The sequence below is a fragment of the Gordonia sp. DT219 genome (assembly GCF_049847065.1).
In the GTDB taxonomy this organism is placed as follows: Bacteria; Actinomycetota; Actinomycetes; order Mycobacteriales; family Mycobacteriaceae; genus Gordonia.
Genome location: NZ_JBNCNR010000002.1, coordinates 381,280 through 397,490, shown reverse-complemented (window position 1 = coordinate 397,490; position 16,211 = coordinate 381,280). Strand labels below are relative to the sequence as shown.

Annotated in this window: 16 protein-coding genes; 9 read left to right on the top strand and 7 right to left on the bottom strand. The window is 65.0% G+C overall.

What is annotated here, in order from left to right; genetic code table 11:
- Positions 1-12: 12 nt before the first annotated feature.
- Together dnaN and dnaA are read right to left on the bottom strand one after the other, a co-directional pair.
- Positions 13-1,206: a DNA polymerase III subunit beta gene (gene dnaN / locus ACPXB3_RS05250; RefSeq protein ID WP_425705367.1), complete on the bottom strand. Its 1,194-nt coding sequence runs from the start codon at positions 1,204-1,206 to the stop codon at positions 13-15.
- A 675-nt stretch (positions 1,207-1,881) separates the two neighbouring features.
- Entirely contained in the window at positions 1,882-3,474 is a 1,593-nt protein-coding gene (gene dnaA, locus ACPXB3_RS05245; RefSeq protein ID WP_425705366.1) for a chromosomal replication initiator protein DnaA, read from the bottom strand.
- A gap of 629 nt (positions 3,475-4,103) precedes the next feature.
- Here dnaA and rpmH point away from each other — a divergent pair.
- The 9 genes from rpmH to ACPXB3_RS05200 all read left to right on the top strand — a co-directional run bounded on the left by rpmH (position 4,104) and on the right by ACPXB3_RS05200 (position 11,333).
- Positions 4,104-4,247, top strand: coding sequence for a 50S ribosomal protein L34 (gene rpmH, locus ACPXB3_RS05240; RefSeq protein WP_425705365.1), 144 nt, complete (start codon positions 4,104-4,106; stop codon positions 4,245-4,247).
- 55 nt (positions 4,248-4,302) lie between these two features.
- Positions 4,303-4,725: a ribonuclease P protein component gene (gene rnpA, locus ACPXB3_RS05235; protein ID WP_425705364.1), complete on the top strand. Its 423-nt coding sequence runs from the start codon at positions 4,303-4,305 to the stop codon at positions 4,723-4,725.
- A gap of 89 nt (positions 4,726-4,814) precedes the next feature.
- A complete protein-coding gene (gene yidD / locus ACPXB3_RS05230) occupies positions 4,815-5,147 on the top strand; it encodes a membrane protein insertion efficiency factor YidD (protein ID WP_425705436.1) in 333 nt (110 codons plus the stop codon).
- A gap of 3 nt (positions 5,148-5,150) precedes the next feature.
- Complete coding sequence (gene yidC, locus ACPXB3_RS05225; protein WP_425726790.1) at positions 5,151-6,500, top strand: membrane protein insertase YidC; 1,350 nt, start codon at positions 5,151-5,153, stop codon at positions 6,498-6,500.
- An 81-nt stretch (positions 6,501-6,581) separates the two neighbouring features.
- Positions 6,582-7,241, top strand: coding sequence for a protein jag (locus ACPXB3_RS05220; RefSeq protein ID WP_425726788.1), 660 nt, complete (start codon positions 6,582-6,584; stop codon positions 7,239-7,241).
- Between the two features lie 271 nt (positions 7,242-7,512).
- Positions 7,513-8,169 carry a 16S rRNA (guanine(527)-N(7))-methyltransferase RsmG gene (gene rsmG, locus ACPXB3_RS05215; RefSeq protein ID WP_425705435.1) on the top strand — a complete coding sequence of 219 codons (657 nt, stop codon included), beginning with the start codon at positions 7,513-7,515 and terminating at the stop codon, positions 8,167-8,169.
- Between the two features lie 99 nt (positions 8,170-8,268).
- Positions 8,269-9,228, top strand: a complete 960-nt coding sequence (locus ACPXB3_RS05210) for a ParA family protein (protein WP_425705434.1) — start codon at positions 8,269-8,271, stop codon at positions 9,226-9,228.
- A 57-nt stretch (positions 9,229-9,285) separates the two neighbouring features.
- Positions 9,286-10,362, top strand: a complete 1,077-nt coding sequence (locus tag ACPXB3_RS05205; RefSeq protein ID WP_425726786.1) for a ParB/RepB/Spo0J family partition protein — start codon at positions 9,286-9,288, stop codon at positions 10,360-10,362.
- A 146-nt stretch (positions 10,363-10,508) separates the two neighbouring features.
- Positions 10,509-11,333 (top strand): hypothetical protein, encoded by an 825-nt coding sequence (locus tag ACPXB3_RS05200; RefSeq protein ID WP_425726784.1) that lies wholly within the window; start codon positions 10,509-10,511, stop codon positions 11,331-11,333.
- A gap of 75 nt (positions 11,334-11,408) precedes the next feature.
- Here the strand turns inward: ACPXB3_RS05200 and ACPXB3_RS05195 are convergent, their stop codons facing one another.
- From ACPXB3_RS05195 to sigM, 5 genes are all read right to left on the bottom strand, one after another.
- On the bottom strand, positions 11,409-12,566 hold the full coding sequence (locus ACPXB3_RS05195; protein ID WP_425705359.1) for a peptidoglycan-binding protein: 1,158 nt from the start codon (positions 12,564-12,566) through the stop codon (positions 11,409-11,411).
- Positions 12,567-12,774: 208 nt separating this feature from the next.
- On the bottom strand, positions 12,775-13,152 hold the full coding sequence (gene trxA / locus ACPXB3_RS05190; protein ID WP_425705433.1) for a thioredoxin: 378 nt from the start codon (positions 13,150-13,152) through the stop codon (positions 12,775-12,777).
- 18 nt (positions 13,153-13,170) lie between these two features.
- A complete protein-coding gene (gene trxB / locus ACPXB3_RS05185) occupies positions 13,171-14,166 on the bottom strand; it encodes a thioredoxin-disulfide reductase (RefSeq protein ID WP_425726783.1) in 996 nt (331 codons plus the stop codon).
- 168 nt (positions 14,167-14,334) lie between these two features.
- Positions 14,335-15,090 (bottom strand): hypothetical protein, encoded by a 756-nt coding sequence (locus ACPXB3_RS05180; RefSeq protein ID WP_425726781.1) that lies wholly within the window; start codon positions 15,088-15,090, stop codon positions 14,335-14,337.
- 141 nt (positions 15,091-15,231) lie between these two features.
- Complete coding sequence (sigM, locus tag ACPXB3_RS05175; protein ID WP_425705356.1) at positions 15,232-15,825, bottom strand: RNA polymerase sigma factor SigM; 594 nt, start codon at positions 15,823-15,825, stop codon at positions 15,232-15,234.
- Positions 15,826-16,211: the final 386 nt, after the last annotated feature.

Here is a 16,211-nt window from a genome sequence, read left to right as displayed (position 1 = left end):
GCGGAGGCCGGTTCAGCCAGGCAGGCGCACCGGCATCAGCAGATAGCTGAAGGCGCTGTCGGGGGCGACGAACGCACCCGACTCGTCGGCGACCGGCTCATCACCGGTCGATATCCGCAACACGGCGGGACGGCTCGGCGTGGTGAACCCGAAGTCGACCGATTTGGCGTTGATCGCCGAGAGGCCATCTTGCAGATAGCCGGGATTGAATGCGATCGTCAGCGGCTCGCCACGGAACTCGACCGGAAGTTCTTCCTCTGCCTTACCTGCCTCATCGCCACCGGCGGTGAGCAGCACGGATCCCTCGGTGAACTCCATCCGGACCTGGGCACCGCGCTCGGCGACGAGGGCGACCCGCTTGATCGCCTCGATCAACGGCGCACTCTCGACCGTCGCGACCGCGGTGTGCGCCGCGGGCAGCAGCTGGCGGAACTTGGGGAACTCGGCGTCGAGCAGACGCGTGGTGTTCTGTTTGGCCTCACCGAGAATGCCCATGATGCCCTCGGCGCCGACGCCGTCACCCGCACCGAACGCCAGACGCACCGATCCGGTGCCCTCGGCGCCGGCGGTCTTCGCGCTTTCCGACAGCGTCTTGGCCGGCACGAGAACCGCACCACTGACGTCGGGCTGATTGGGCTGCCACTCGAGTTCACGCACCGCGAGCCGGAAGCGGTCGGTGGCTGCCAGTACGACGGTGTTGCCCTCGATCTCGACCCGGACACCGGTGAGCATCGGCAGTGTGTCGTCGCGGCCGGCGGCCACCGCGACCTGCGACACCGCCTCGGCGAACAAGCCCGCCGGGATCGACCCGGTGACGGTGGGTACATCGGGTAGCTGTGGGTAGTCCTCGACGGGCATCGTCGGCAGGGAGAACTTTGCGCTACCGCAGGTGATCGTGACCCGGGAGCCATCCAGCGTCACATCGACCGGCTTGTTGGGCAGGGCCCGGGTGATATCGGCGAGGAGCCGGCCCGAGACCAGCACCTTGCCGGGCTCGGCGATCTCGGCCGCGATCGATTCCTGGGCCGACACCTCGTAGTCGAAACCCGAGATCGTCAGCCCGGCGTTGGCGTCACCGGAGCCCGCCTCATCGGGAGCGTCGAGGACGACACAGCCGAGTACCGGGACCGGCGGACGGGACGGCAGGCTTCGGGCAACCCAGGCGACGGAATCGGCGAACTGGTCGCGCGCGACACGAAACTTCATGACTTAGGGTGCGCCCTTCTCTCATCTGCCTTGGTCGTTCTGGGCTCGTACCGATTCGCGGGCCGACACAGTCGAAGACGCGACCGACCAGAATCGGGAGTTCCCACTCTAGAACGACGAAGCGTGTAGGTGGGTGGTTGGGGTCAAGTCGCCACGCCGCGACGAGGCGATGTCGGCGAGTGCGGCCGGTGTGGGTGTGTACACACATCCTTCTTCAAAACAGATCTCTTGAAAGAGAAATCAACAATAGTCATAGGTCCTGTGGATCCTGTGGAGATCCTGGTGTTCGCCGAGCGTACGTGCCGGATCCGGATGTGGAGTGTCGGTGGATGAGTCGTGGGGTGTTGGGGGTGCCGATGTGGATGAAGGTTGTTGTTCGTCTCCCGTCCACCATCCATGCACAGATCCGGGCCGTCGATCCCAAGGTGTATCCACAGGCTCGGCAGTGGGGATTCGGCGCCGAATCCCGCCGATCCGAAGGCACGACGACGACCGTCGCCCGCGCGAAACGCTCGGGCGCACCTCGAGGGTTTGCGGTTGTGCGGACCCGCAGGGCGCGGAAACTGTGGACGCGGAAACCGCGGGGCAGTATGAGGCGCGGGCGGTACCAGGCGCCGCGTAGGGCGGCACCGGCAGAGCGGGGACGGTGCAGAGCGGGGACGGCAGCCCGGAGGGTCAGCGGTCGGCGCGTTGTTTGATTCGAGCGGTGAGTTCCTGGACGTGGTCGTAGACCTTGCGTCGCTCGGCCATCTCCTTGCGGATCTTGCGCTCGGCATACATCACCGTGGTGTGGTCGCGGTCGAAGGTTTCACCGATCTTCGGCAGCGACAGGTCGGTGAGCTCGCGGCACAGATACATCGAGATCTGCCGCGCCTGGGCGATCGCCCTGGTCTTGCCCGGCCCACGGAGTTCGTCGACGGAGATGTCGAAGTACTCGGCAGTGATCGCCAGAATGCCCGCGGCACTGATCTCGAGGGTTCCCGAGTTGGGGAGCAAGGCCTGCAGGACGACGTCGGCGAGCGATTTGTCGAGCTCGGTGTTGTTCAGCGAGGCAAAGGCGGTGACGCGGATCAGCGCACCCTCGAGCTCGCGGATGTTGCGTTCGATCTTGGAGGCGATCAGCTCGAGCACGTCGTCGGGCACGGCGATGTTGTCCATCTGCGCTTTCTTGCGCAAGATGGCGATACGCGTTTCCAGATCCGGCGGCTGGACGTCGGTGATGAGCCCCCATTCGAACCGGGTTCGGAGCCGATCCTCAAGCGTCGCAAGCTGTTTGGGCGGTCGATCGGACGAGATGACGATCTGTTTGCTGGTGTTGTGGAGGGTGTTGAAGGTGTGGAAGAACTCTTCCTGGATGCCTTCTTTGCCGATCAGGAACTGGATGTCGTCGACGAGAAGGATATCGACGTCGCGGTAGCGCCGTTTGAAAGCGACGCGGCGATCATCACGCAGCGAGTTGATGAAGTCGTTGGTGAATTCTTCGGTGGAGACGTACTTGACCCGCATCCCGGGGAAGAGGCGTTGCGCGTAGTGACCGGCCGCGTGAAGGAGGTGGGTCTTGCCCAGACCGGACTCGCCCCAGATGAACAGGGGGTTGTACGCGCGCGCCGGGGCCTCGGCCACGGCGACCGCGGAGGCGTGGGCAAAACGGTTGGAGGCGCCGATGACGAAGGTGTCGAAGGTGTACTTCGGGTTGAGACTCACCGGTGAGCTCGACGACCCCGCCGAGCCGGTCGGGCGCTCGGCGAAGTACGACGACCACTGGGCCCCGGGTGACGGGCCGGTACCGCGATCCGATGTCTCCGCCGTCCCCCCGTTGTGTGCGGGCGACGGAAAGGTGTCGGGCAACGACCCGGTGGCGCCGGTCTTGCCGAAGGGATCGGCGGGTGCGGCGCCGTCGATGCCGGGATCGTGTGGGAGGACGCGGGTGGCCTCGTCGAACACCGTCGGCGCCGGGGTCCCGAGATCTGCGGCGGCCTCGACGACCGGGGCCGGGGTGGCGGTGCGCACACCCAGGTCGACCGGTTGGCCGAGGTGGCGACTCAAGGTGGCACGGATCGTGTCGCGCAGATTGCGTTCGATCTGTTCCTGCACGAGCGGGGTCGGCACGGCCAGCAGTGCGAAGCCCTCAGCCAGGTTGAGTGGCTGAACAAGGGACAACCACGCCTTTTGCTGCCGGCTGAGCGGTTCGTGGTTGGCGGCGTCGTTGTTGAGTTCGGCGACGACCTGGGCCCAGACCTCGCCGAAGGAGTCGCGATCTGATGTCACAGTGAACCTCCTGCTCGACGTCTGGTGTGAACGCCGGTGAGGTCACCGGGCACGTTCCGCGCTGGTCACCGGGCACGTACCGTGCATGCGACGCCAGTCCTCGATGTGGCGTACGTTCCGGCTTCCGCCACGATGAAACTACCAGTATCGGTGCGGACGGATACCACCTTGACCCTGTGTAACGGACTTGTCCACACAGTTATCCACAGCTGTGAATAAAAGGGGAACGGCGGACAGGCCAGGCGGGTTCGTCGACACCGCTCGCCGCGAGTGCAGCTTGCCTTCGAGAACGGTAACAGACCCTGTCGTGCCCCGACAACGAAATCCGCGTCGTAATCCGTCGAACGGGTGAACCGGCGGCAGTCGATCAGGTACAGACGGCGTTGGCCTGCGGCAAAACCCCGCGTTTGATTTGGTCGGGTCGACTCCCGTACTCTCGACTGGTCATCCAGGTTGCGGATTTGCGGTGGATCACGTCGTTACCAGTGCTGTCGAGGTTCGCCGGCAATGGGAGCGGCGCCACCAACCGGCATGAGTCCGGCACCGAATCAGGATAAGCAGAGACCACCACAGGATGTGGGAACGCGCACAAGGCGGCGCGCCCATGTCACCGAGCACAAGGAGTCACCGTGGCCAAGGGAAAGCGGACTTTCCAGCCCAACAATCGTCGTCGCGCACGCGTGCACGGCTTCCGGTTGCGTATGCGCACCCGTGCGGGTCGTGCCATCGTCAACAGCCGTCGTACCAAGGGCCGCACGAAGCTCACGGCCTGATCTCGATCTACGCTGCCGGTCGCGACCTGGTGTCCGACCGGCTTCGTGTTGCTCGATGATGACGGCCCAACATCGGATCACTCGCGGGTCCGACTTCTCCCGCACGCTGAAACGCGGCGTGCGGTCTTCGACGCGTGATCTGGTGGTCAGCGTCGCGGTGGTACCGGGCGCGTGGCCGGATCCGTCGGGACGCCGTAACCGGCTCGCGATGGCCGGTGGCCCCTGGCTCGGTTTGATCGTCAGTAAGTCTGTGGGACCGGCGGTGATCCGTCACCGTGTGGCCCGTCGACTTCGGGCGGCGTTCCGCGAGGTGTCTGCTGCGGTGCCGGCCCCCGAATCGTTCGTCGTCGTCCGGGCCCTGCCCGGGGCGGCTGAACGCACCAGCGACGAACTGGCCGTCCAGTTGCGAGAAGTTTTGGCGCGCAAGCGGGTTCGTGAATTGACGACAACGATCACCGACTTCGGTGGCCCGGTATGACCGCGGAAGTGCGAGAGTCCGGTCCGCGGTCGTCGGATGATGCCGGTAGAGGTGTGCGACGGTGGCTGTATCTGTTCCCGCGCAACGCGATGATCTTTCTCATCGAGCTGTACCGAACGTGGGTGTCGCCGTTGCGGCTGCCGACGTGCCGGTTCGAACCGACCTGCTCGGCGTATGCGGTGGAGGCGCTCACCACCCGCGGCTTCGTCCACGGCGGAGCATTATCGATCCTGCGGCTGCTCAAATGTGGGCCGTGGCACAAACCTGGTTATGACCCGGTGCCCGAACGTGGGTTCCGGCATCGTGCGCCGGTGACGGACCCAGTCGGACCGAACGCAGCTGGTCCGAATACTGCGGCGGAAACGTCGTATCGCATCGCCGATTGCGGCGTTCGCGCATCTATGGAAGTGAGGGATAGCTGACCCGTGCTGAACTTCATCTATTGGCCGGTATCCGCGATCATGTGGTTCTGGCACTGGCTGTTCGACTTCATCACGCCCAACTCCCCCGGCGGTGACGGCGTCGCGTGGGCACTGTCGGTCGTGTTCCTTGTGTTCACCCTGCGCGCCATCCTCTACAAGCCCTTCGTGAAGCAGATCCGCACCACGAAGAAGATGCAGGAGATCAATCCGCAGCTGCAGGCGATCCGGAAGAAGTACGCCAAGGATCGCGTCAAGATGACCGAGGAGATGCAGAAACTGCAGAAGGAGCACGGGTTCAATCCCCTGCTCGGCTGCTTGCCGATGCTCCTGCAGGTTCCCGTGTTCATCGGTTTGTTCCACGTGTTGCGGTCGTTCAACCGCACCGCGACGGGCATGGGCCAACTCGGAATGACGCCGGAGCAGACCAGAGCGTCCGGCAACTACATCTTCAACGTCGACCAGGTGCAGAACTTCCTCGACGCTCGACTCTTCGGGGTTCCGCTCTCCTCGTTCATCACCGAGCCCAAGACCGAATGGACCGCATTCGTCCAGCCCGGACATCCGATCGACTTCACCCGGGTCGACATCGCGATCGTCGTCATCCCGATGATGATCATCGCCTCGATCGCCACGCACATGAACTCACGGGCGTCCGTCGCACGTCAGCCGGAGGCTGCGCTGGAGAATCCGCAGACCCGCATGATGAATCTGTTGGCGCTCTACGTCTTCCCGCTCGGCATCCTCGTGACCGGTGCGTTCTTCCCCGTCGCCATCCTTCTGTACTGGATGAGTAACAACGTCTGGACCTATGGTCAGCAACATCTCGTGTTCGGCCGGATCGCGCGCGAAGAGGAAGAAGCGCGCGTCGCCAAGCAAGAGAAGTTGAAAGCCAATGCGCCCAAGCCGGGGGTGAAGCCCGATCGGTCGAAGAAGCCGGACGACGCCCAGGATGGGGGCTCGAGCAGCGGGTCCGGTTCGGGTAGTGGTGTCGAATTGACGAAGGGTTCGGACGCCACCGCCACCGCCGGCACACCGAACAGCGAGTCATTGAAGGACCGGCTCACCAAGGGCTTTCTGTCCCGGGGTGGATCGGAGCCCGCAGTGACGGCGACGGATGGAGCAGCCGCGGATACCGACGGCACCGCGAGCGCCGCACGCTCCGACCCGGCCGGAACCGGCAAGAGTGATTCTGATGGCGGTGGTGCCACGGTGAACGGTGCCGTCCCCGATACCAAGCCCAGACCGGGCCAGAAACCGGCAGCGCGGGGCGCCGGCGGGTCCGCCCCGAAGTCCAAGAACCAGACATCGAAGAAGGGTGGAAAGCGAAGCGGCCGCAAGGGCGGCCGGCGCTGATCCATTCGGCTCCGTGGGCCGGCATCACGCCGGGGACCGCGATAGACATTGCAGTTACGAACAAGAAGGTGGGACCGAGAGATGACAGCTGAGACCACGACGCACGGAGAGCCAGGCGCGACCGAGTCGGATGCTCAGGACGTCGACCCCCAGAACGCTGAGCAGAACGTAGCCGTCGAAGCCGACTCCCCCATTGTCGAGAGCGATGCGACCGAGAGCTATGCCGGCGCTGCTGATGCCGACGCTGCTGACGCGGACGACGAAGAGGCGGACGACGGTGACCGGCTGTTCGAAGAAGGCGAAATCGCCGGGGACTATCTGGAACAGCTGCTCGATGTCCTGGACTTCGACGGCGACATCGATCTCGATGTCGACGGCGACCGCGCGATCGTCAGCATCGATGGTGGCGACGATCTCGCGAAGCTGGTCGGGCGCAACGGAGAGATCCTGGACGCGCTGCAGGAATTGACGCGGCTGGCCGTGCAGCAGGTGACCGGAGATCGCAGCCGGCTGATGCTTGACATTGCGCGGTGGCGGGCGGATCGACGTGAGCGCCTCGCACGAATCGGCACCGACGTGGCCGAGCGCGTCCGCGACAATGGTGGTCGCGAGGCGATGGATCCGATGACCCCGTTCGAGCGCAAGATCGTCCACGACGCGGTTGCCGCGGTCGACGGTGTGATGAGTGAGAGCGAGGGCGTCGAGCCCAAGCGTCGGGTCGTGGTTATCAAGATCGAGTGACACCAGCTAGACGATCAGTGAAGATGAAGTCCCGGCCTCGGCCGGGACTTTGTCGTTTGTGGGTCCATGAATCACATACATGTCATTCGGTGTTTCACGTGAAACGGTCGTGCGGATCGCCGAGGACGATAGGAGTGGGTTTCACGTGAAACAAGAGTCCGCGGGCGAAGACAGTCGTCCTGGCGAGCCGGGTCAGGATGAATCGGATGCGGTCGACGCCGACCACTCCCCTCCCCCATCGGCACAGGATGTCTTCGGCGACCGGTTGGGAATGGCCGAGTTCTATCGCGAGCGACTCGCCGGCGACGGAATCGCCCGCGGGCTGATCGGCCCGCGTGAGGTCCCGCGGCTGTGGGATCGGCATCTCGTCAACTGCGCGGTGCTCGGCGAAGCGATCGGCCAGGGCCAGTCCGTCATCGATATCGGGAGTGGCGCCGGACTGCCGGGCATCCCATTGGCCTTGGCGCGCCCCGATCTCCGGATCACGTTGGTCGAGCCACTGCTGCGCCGAACGACCTTTTTGGCGGAGGTTGTGGAGTCGCTCGGACTGGACGTGGCCATCGTGCGGGGTCGCGCGGAAGATGGTTCGGTGCGATCCGCGCTTGATCTGGCGGACGTGGTGACGTCCCGTGCAGTTGCTCCGATGGATCGCCTCGTTGCGTGGTCGGCTCCGTTGATACGTCCGGGCGGGCGTCTGATCGCGATCAAGGGGTCGTCCGCGAGCGAGGAGATCATGACGCATCGCGCAGCCGTTGAGCGGCTCGGCATCGAGGACCTGACGGTTCGGCAGTGCGGTGTGGGCATCATCGACCCGCCGACTACGGTTGTCGTAGGCATCCGAAATGATCGGGTCAGCAGATCGCAACCATCGAAAACGAAGCGGGCGGATCGGCAGCGTCGGTCAGGTGCTCGTCGGGCAGGGAGGTAATTGGTGCGGATCGGTCGCAGGGCGCAGAATAGAAGGGCGTCAACGAACACCTCGGATATCCCCGGTGACGCGTCATTTGTCGGGCAAAGGAGTCCCAGCGTGGTCGAGCAAGACCCGAACGTTTCACGTGAAACCGTCCCCTCGAACACGAACCGCGCATCGGCGAACTCGCTCGCCGATACACCGATCGCCGCCGCGGCGGCACGCGCGAGCCAGGTACTGACACCGGGAGCGTCCGGGCAACTGCCCCGCCCGGGAGCGACCCGCGTGCTCACGGTCGCAAATCAAAAGGGTGGGGTCGGTAAGACGACCACCGCGGTGAACCTGGCGGCAGGTCTGGCCGTCCATGGTTTGCGGGTCCTCGTCGTAGACCTCGATCCTCAAGGAAATGCGAGCACGGCCCTTGGCATCGATCATCGGGCGCCCGACATCGCGTCTGTCTACGAACTGCTCCTCGGTGAGGTCGGCGTCCGCGAAGCCATCAAGCAGAGTCCGAGCTACCCGAATCTTTTCTGCATTCCTGCGACGCTAGATCTGGCCGGAGCCGAGATCGAGTTGGTGTCGCTGGTCGCACGCGAGAATCGCCTTCGTAATGCACTGAGCGACGAGGCGATCAAGGAATACGGCTTCGACTACATCTTCATCGATTGCCCGCCATCGCTGGGTCTACTGACCGTCAACGCGATGGTCGCGGCGCGTGAGGTGCTCATCCCGATCCAGTGTGAGTACTACGCGCTCGAAGGCGTCGGACAGCTGCTTCGAAACATCGAGCTCGTTCAAGCGCATCTCAACAAGGATCTCCACGTGTCGACGATTGTGCTGACGATGTATGACGGCCGCACCAAGCTTGCCGACCAGGTGGCTGAGGAAGTACGTCGGCACTTCGGCGACAAGGTGCTGTCGACGATCATTCCGCGCAGCGTGAAGGTCTCCGAGGCGCCCGGCTACGGCATGACGATCATCGAATACGACCCGGGTTCACGTGGATCAATGAGCTATCTCGATGCCGCACGCGAAGTCGCGATGCGTGCCTCGACGATCGCGCCGCGTACGTCCTGAACGCTGTACTACCGAAGATGACGTACCTCCAGCACCAGCCTCTCGGAGAGGAATGAAGTGAGTCAGAAAGAGACCGTACAGCGGCGTGGTGGCCTCGGCCGTGGATTGGCGGCGTTGATCCCGACCGGCCCGACCGATGATGATCCGACCGCACCCAAGCTGGGCTCCGCGGCTGCCGATGTCGTGCTGGGCACCGGCACCACCGGCGCAACCGCACCGAGCAATGCCCCAGCCTCGAACCCCGCAGCGGGCGCCGGTTCCGGAAGCTCGGCTCCTACTCCCCCGACGCCGGCCGGCACACCCGATGAGGTCGGGGCGGTGTACCGAGAACTTCCGCCGCAGATCATCCAGCCGAACCCGCATCAGCCGCGCACCGTCTTCGACGAGGACGCCCTCAACGAATTGATCCACTCGATTCGCGAGTTCGGGCTCATGCAGCCCATCGTGGTCCGCAAACTGTCGAAGCCGACCGCAGGCGGCGTCGAGTATCAGATCGTCATGGGCGAGCGCCGGTGGCGTGCGAGTCAGGAGGCCGGACTCGACGCCATCCCGGCGATCGTGCGCGAGACGCCGGACAGCGAAATGTTGCGCGACGCGCTGTTGGAGAACATCCACCGCGCTCAGTTGAATCCCCTCGAAGAAGCGGCGGCCTACCAGCAGCTGCTCGAGGAGTTCGACGTGACACATGAAGAACTGGCGGCGCGGCTGGGCCGTTCCCGGCCGGTCATCACCAACATGATCCGGCTGCTGAAGCTCCCGATCCCGGTGCAACGGCGAGTCGCTGCCGGTGTGCTTTCGGCCGGCCATGCCCGGGCACTCCTCTCCCTCGAGACCGGCAGTGACGCGCAGGAGGTGTTGGCCGCTCGAATCGTTGCCGAAGGCCTGTCCGTGCGTGCGACCGAGGAAGCGGTGACGCTGGCGAATCGCGATGGCGATTCGTCAGCGCCGAGTTCGACTGCGAAACGCAAGCCGATGCAGATGCCGGGGTTGCAGGATCTCGCGGAACGTCTCTCGGACCAGTTGGATACACGCGTGACCGTGAGTCTGGGCAAGCGTAAGGGCAAGATCGTGGTCGAGTTCGGGTCGGTGGATGACCTACAGCGGATCATCGGCGTGATCGATCCGAGGAAGTGATTTTGACGACGAGTTTTCACGACCAAGGACTCCCGGGAGTAACGTCACAGTGACGCATCTGATTGTTCGAACGCCGACCGGACCCGAAAGTATTTGGGGCACATCAGGTCTCGACGTAGATCCAGATTTGGGACGGATGATCTGACATGGAACCCGTGGTGTCGCGGCTGAGTTTGGAGTCATTCGACTCGTTGCCGCCGCATGCCCGTCGATGTGTCTTCTGGGAGGTCGATCCGGGTACCCGGGACCCACTGACCCGCTTCTCGACCGACCATGGTGCGTTCGAGAGCGAGTTCGACAAGGAAGCGTGGATATCCGCGGCGCTACTGGAGTGGGGCGCGTGCGGTCAGATTGCCACCGACCCGGCGACCGGTGTGATCGTCGGCGCTGCGTTCTATGCCCCGCCGGGGCGTGTTCCGCGTTCGCAACTGTTCCCCACCTCACCGGTGAGTGCCGACGCCGTCCTTCTCTCCGCGATTCACGTGGAGCCGGGCTATGAGGAAGTCGCCACTCCCCTCCTGGATGCGGTCGTCGTCGACTTGATGCGACGCGGTGTGCGCGCGGTGGAGGCATTCGGACTTGTTCGCGGCGGCGGCGGCAGTCAGGCCGTCGGCGCCGAAGGTGATGAGCGTGCCGAGACGCGACCTGGTCCCGACAGCGATGCGGCGCCGGGGATGCGCGACATCAGCGAATGGTCCGATGAAGAGATCGTCAGCGTCGCACGTGAAATTCTGGACAGTCCGCAAACAGATCTCTGTCTGCGATGCCTGCTCGACGCCGGTTTCCTCAAGGACTCCGGGTTTGACGTGGTCGCTTCACATGCTCGGTTCCCGCGTCTACGACTGGAACTCGACGAAGGACTCGGCTGGAAGTCAGAGGTCGAGGGGGCGTTGGAGAAGCTCATCGTGATGGCGGCCATCGACGTCACCGGCAAGGAACGGACCTTCGCGCCAGTGGGTCGACGCAATTGAGTCGACGTAGCTGAGCTGTCAGTAGATGCGATTTGCACCGAAATACGGTGCACTACAGGGTCTTTCGCAGTTGCGTCAGGAAATCTCTTCGGCGGCAAGAAGATCGGCAAAGGTGTAAGTGCCGGTGGGCCGGTCGTCATCACCGAGGAGATAAAGTCGCTTGACGGCGACGAGGATTGCCTCGGCGATCACGTTGCGGTAGTCGGGGTCGTCGAGGACGCCGGCGTCGTCGGGGTTGGTGATATATCCGACGTCGAGCATGGCGACGGGCATTCTGGTGAGGCGCAACACTTCCCACGTGCGTTCGTGGGTCCGGCAGTCGGTCAACGGAGTGCGCGCGGCGATCTCGCGCTGGATGAATCCGGCGAGATTGCGGCCGATCGTCGAAAATGAGCCGTGGCTGTTGCCGAAGTAGAAGGCGGCCACTCCGTTCGCGGTCGCGCTCGGATAGTGGCCGACACGCAACGAGATCATCACGTCGGCGTCGATCATGTTGGCGACGCGGGCGCGTTCTTCGTCGGTGGGGCGGCCCCGGCCGTCGTGCGACAGAAACGTTTCCATGCCGGCGGCAGCCATCCGGCCCTCGAGGCGTGCGGCGAGATCCCAGAGCAGCCGACTTTCGTCATCGGCAAGTGCGCCGGACGAGAGATCGTGGAGGCCACCGGATCCCGGGTCGATGACGATTCGTTTGCCCGACAGTCGGGGCCCGGACCGACGGACGTGCTCTTCTTCTCGAATGGCCAGCGGCGAACCACCGGTCACCCGGGTGCCGAGACGTTCGAGTGATCGCAGGGTCGCGGGTCCGCAGATACCGTCGGCGAAGAGTCCGTATTCGCTCTGGTACAGGCAGACCGCATTGTGGGTCGTCTCGCCGAAGGTGCCGTCGACGAGGGCGGTGTAGTAGCCGAGATTCTGTAGGCGGCTCTGCAGGGTTGCCACGTCGTCGCCGACCATCGGTGCCGAGAAGCGGAACGCCAACACGCGGGCACCGAGCTGATAGGAGGCTTCGCGGAGGGCGCGGTACGTCGCCGGACCGACGATGCCGTCGACGATCAGTCCGCGCCGCTGCTGGAAGGCCCGAACCGCCTGGTCGGTGTCGGAATCGAAGAGATCACTGGTCCCCTCGTCAGCGGCGTGCCGACCGATCGAGGTGGGGAGGAGACCTTGTCCGGCGAGGATGGAACGGACCTCGACAACCGCCGATCCCTGATCACCCAGTCGGAATAGTGGCATCTGAAGACTCCTTGGTCGCGCTGGACGGCCGTTGTCCGCGCGGATTGCGATTCGACGCCGGTGCTTGACGCTGATCGCATTCGGCAGAACCACGAGCATTCTTTCAGTTCGGCCCACATGGGCCAAACCGAATGAGGTCACAATACCGCGACGGGCGCTGTCACCTGCGCAGATGCTGGTGACAGCGCCCGTCCTATGTCACACGATGTCAGGCGTTGCTGCCGACGACCGAATCCAATTCGCGCAGTAGGGCGGCCTTGCCCTTGGCGCCGACGATCGTCTTCGTGGGCTTGCCGTTCTCGAACAGGATCATGGTCGGGATCGACATGATCTGGAAGTCACGCGCTGTCGCAGGATTGGCGTCGACGTCGAGCTTGGCGACGGTCAGCTTCTCGCTGTGCGCATCGGCGATCTCCTCGAGTACCGGCGCAACCATGCGGCACGGGCCGCACCAGGTGGCCCAGAAGTCGACGAGCACCGGTTTGTCCGAGTCGAGGACGGCATCCTTGAATGTGGCGTCGGTGACGGGGACGGTATTTGCTCCCATGAGTGATTCCTCCTGTGTGGATTGGCGTCTGTGGTGGATGGTGACGAGTCCGGCCGGTCAGCTGCGGGCGTCGACGACGACCACATCACCCTCGATGGGTGTCGGCTCGATATCGCCCTGATCGGCGAGCCAGCGCTCGGCGTCGATGGCGGCCGAACATCCGCTGCCCGCCGCGGTGACCGCCTGGCGGTAGGTGTGGTCGACGAGGTCGCCGGCGGCGAAGACGCCAGGTATCGAGGTGTAGGTGGTGCGGCCTGCGACCTGCACGTATCCGTCGGAATCGAGGTCGACCTGGTCGCGAACGAGTGCGCTGCGCGGGTCGTGGCCGATCGCGACGAACATGCCGGTCACGTCGATGGTCCGGGTGTCACCGGTGCGGGTGTCGATGAGTTCGAGACCGATGACCGATCCATCGCCGACGACCGACTTGACCGCAGAGTTGGTGACAAAGCGGATCTTGTCGTTGTTCCGGGCGCGCTCGAGCATGATCCGCGACGCCCGGAATTCGTCACGCCGATGGATCAGGGTGACGGTACGTGCGAACTTGGTGAGGAAGGTTGCCTCCTCCATAGCCGAGTCGCCGCCGCCGATCACCGCGATGTCCTGGTCCTTGAAGAAGAAGCCGTCACACGTGGCACATGACGAAACCCCACGGCCGAGGAGTTGCTGTTCGCCCTCGATGCCGAGGTAGCGGGCGGCCGCGCCCATCGCCAGGATCACTGCCCGGGCGCGGTAGGTCTCGCCGCCGGCGACGACCTCCTTGACCTCGCCGTGCAGGTGCAGTTCGTCGACATCCTCCATGCGCAGGTCGGCACCGAAGCGGATGGCCTGTTCGCGCATCTCGTCCATCAGTTCCGGACCCTGGATACCGTTCTGGAAGCCGGGGAAGTTCTCGACTTCGGTGGTGGTCATCAGTGCGCCGCCGAACTGGGTCCCCTCGAAGACGATCGGGGCAAGCTCGGCACGCGCCGCATAGATTGCCGCGGTGTAACCGGCAGGCCCGGATCCGACGATGATCAACTCGTGGACCTGCTGGGTATCTGACTGGGTCAATTCGTCCTCCGTGTCGTGACGCGGGGCCCCTTCGGGCTCGCGTACCTGCGTTTCAACACAAGGGTAAGCGGAGATGTTCCCCTCGACGACGGCACCGTCACGGGCGGCGTGGTGGTGTCGGTGAACGGTATACCCAGGTCACGGGCCAGATGGGTCATGGGCAGATGTTCAGCCGCCGATCACGGTCCGGGAGATGGTGGCCGGATTGCCCGTGTCGCAGGTGGGGTCGACGACGAGTGCGAGGAAGCGTCCGGCGACCCCGGTACCCAGCAGGATCACCGCGCGCGGGGTGCCGTCGATGACGACCGGGCCGGACCCGAATACGGGAGTCGACGAGGGCACCGCGTTGGCGGCGGTGCAGCGCAGCAAGGCGGCCCGCGACGCGAACGGTGCTGAATCGGTGTGTCCGAGGACCGACAGCGCGGCTGCGGCGCCCGAAGCCGCCGGGGTACTCGTGCGGTCCGGCTGCGCGTGGAGGGGACCACTGCCCGCATCGGTGGGCCGGGCCAGCAATATCACCCCGACGACGACGGCCACGAGGATGGCGGCCGCCAGCGACAACAGACCCACGGCCTGCGGTGATGATGGAATCGATCGTCGGCGACGTAGCGGCCGCACGTCGGTGGCCGCGGCGGCAGGATTGCCGGGGGGTGGCCGGCCCGACACCTCATCCCGGATCGCGGCCAGCGTTTGCTGGGTTCGTGCGTCTACCCAGCCCGGGACCGGGTGGGTCGAGACCGGCAGCGAGCGCAATTCGCCACGCAGGCGTACGAGCACGGCGAGCGTCTCCTGCGCCGCCGGGTCGTCGGCGATCCGGGAGCGGATATACGCAGCGAGGTATGGGTCGAGGACCCCGGCATCGAGATCGGCGAGGAGCTCGGCCGAAAACGGCGGTTCGGGGAAGGGGGAATCGGCGTCGGTCATCCTCGCTCCCCTGTTTCCGTCGAGTCATCTTCCGTGAGGCCTGGGCGTGTCGCATCCCTCGTGCTGGAATCCATCGAGCTATTGGACGCAGCACGGCCTTCGCCGGTTCCATCGAATCGTCGACAATACTTCACGGCCGCATCACTCCGGCTCATCGAGCAGGGACTCGTTGCGGAGGTGACCGAGGAGCGCAGCCAACCGCAGTCGCCCACGGGAGCTGCGGCTCTTGATGGTTCCCTCGGGGACGCCGAGCAGCTCCGCGGCTTCCGAGACCGAGTACCCCTCGATGTCGAGGGCGATGACCGCCGCCCGCTGCCCGGCCGGCAGTACGTCGAGTGCGCGACGGATCGACTCCGTCAGATCGACGCGCTGGAACTCGTCGGTCCGGTCGGCGAGAACTGCGGTATCAAAATCGGGAAGCGGCACTGTGTGCCGAGCCGCATTGCGGCGCAAGCGGTCCAGTGATGCATTCACCACTATTCGATGCAGCCAGCTGGAGACGCGGGCCTCCTCCCGGAAGGTGTGGGCGGTGCGATGGGCCGACAGTAATGCTTCTTGGAGGGCGTCGGCGGCGTCGTCGGGGTCTTTGGTGGTGCGTACGGCGACGTTCCAGAGATGGCTGTGGTGGCGGGAGATCAGGGTGGAGAAGGCTGCCGGGTCGCCGCGTGTGTGATCGGCGAGCAGTTGCTCGTCGGTGCGTGTGTCGCCGTCTGGCGTGTGGGTCCCCCCGGACATGCGGTTGAGCGTAACGGGCGCAGCGCAATGGTGGGGGCTGTAGCGGGTGACTGTGGACAACGACGGTGCCGGCCTCGCATGTCAGTGTGCGGGTGGCCAACCCGTGGGTCTCGTCCTGCCGGAAGTGTGCGGTGGTGGCGCCGCGGGGCGCGGCAGGAATTCCGTACGGTCCGACGAGCCGGGAGTGCCCGCGGGAACGGGGCTACCCGTCCCCGCCGCACCGGTGGGAGCAGCAGGCGTCGATGGACTCGGCGACGGCGACGGCGACGGCGTGGTCGGCCGGGCGGGGTGGTGGCATGCCTGACGCTGCCGACTGCGCCGCGCGCGGGTGCCGCCGGCACCGTCTGGGTGCAGCGATCAGCTGGGCACTGGGCACTGGAGACCCC

What these genes read in the sequence shown, in the direction of transcription:
- ACPXB3_RS05220 (WP_425726788.1), top strand. Translation starts at nt 6,582, where the DNA reads ATGACAGCTGAGACCACGACGCACGGAGAGCCAGGCGCGACCGAGTCG.
- ACPXB3_RS05180 (WP_425726781.1), bottom strand. Translation starts at nt 15,090, where the DNA reads ATGACCGACGCCGATTCCCCCTTCCCCGAACCGCCGTTTTCGGCCGAG.
- rnpA (WP_425705364.1), top strand. Translation starts at nt 4,303, where the DNA reads ATGATGACGGCCCAACATCGGATCACTCGCGGGTCCGACTTCTCCCGC.
- dnaN (WP_425705367.1), bottom strand. Translation starts at nt 1,206, where the DNA reads ATGAAGTTTCGTGTCGCGCGCGACCAGTTCGCCGATTCCGTCGCCTGG.
- sigM (WP_425705356.1), bottom strand. Translation starts at nt 15,825, where the DNA reads ATGTCCGGGGGGACCCACACGCCAGACGGCGACACACGCACCGACGAG.
- ACPXB3_RS05195 (WP_425705359.1), bottom strand. Translation starts at nt 12,566, where the DNA reads ATGCCACTATTCCGACTGGGTGATCAGGGATCGGCGGTTGTCGAGGTC.
- rsmG (WP_425705435.1), top strand. Translation starts at nt 7,513, where the DNA reads ATGGCCGAGTTCTATCGCGAGCGACTCGCCGGCGACGGAATCGCCCGC.
- ACPXB3_RS05200 (WP_425726784.1), top strand. Translation starts at nt 10,509, where the DNA reads ATGGAACCCGTGGTGTCGCGGCTGAGTTTGGAGTCATTCGACTCGTTG.
- yidD (WP_425705436.1), top strand. Translation starts at nt 4,815, where the DNA reads ATGATCTTTCTCATCGAGCTGTACCGAACGTGGGTGTCGCCGTTGCGG.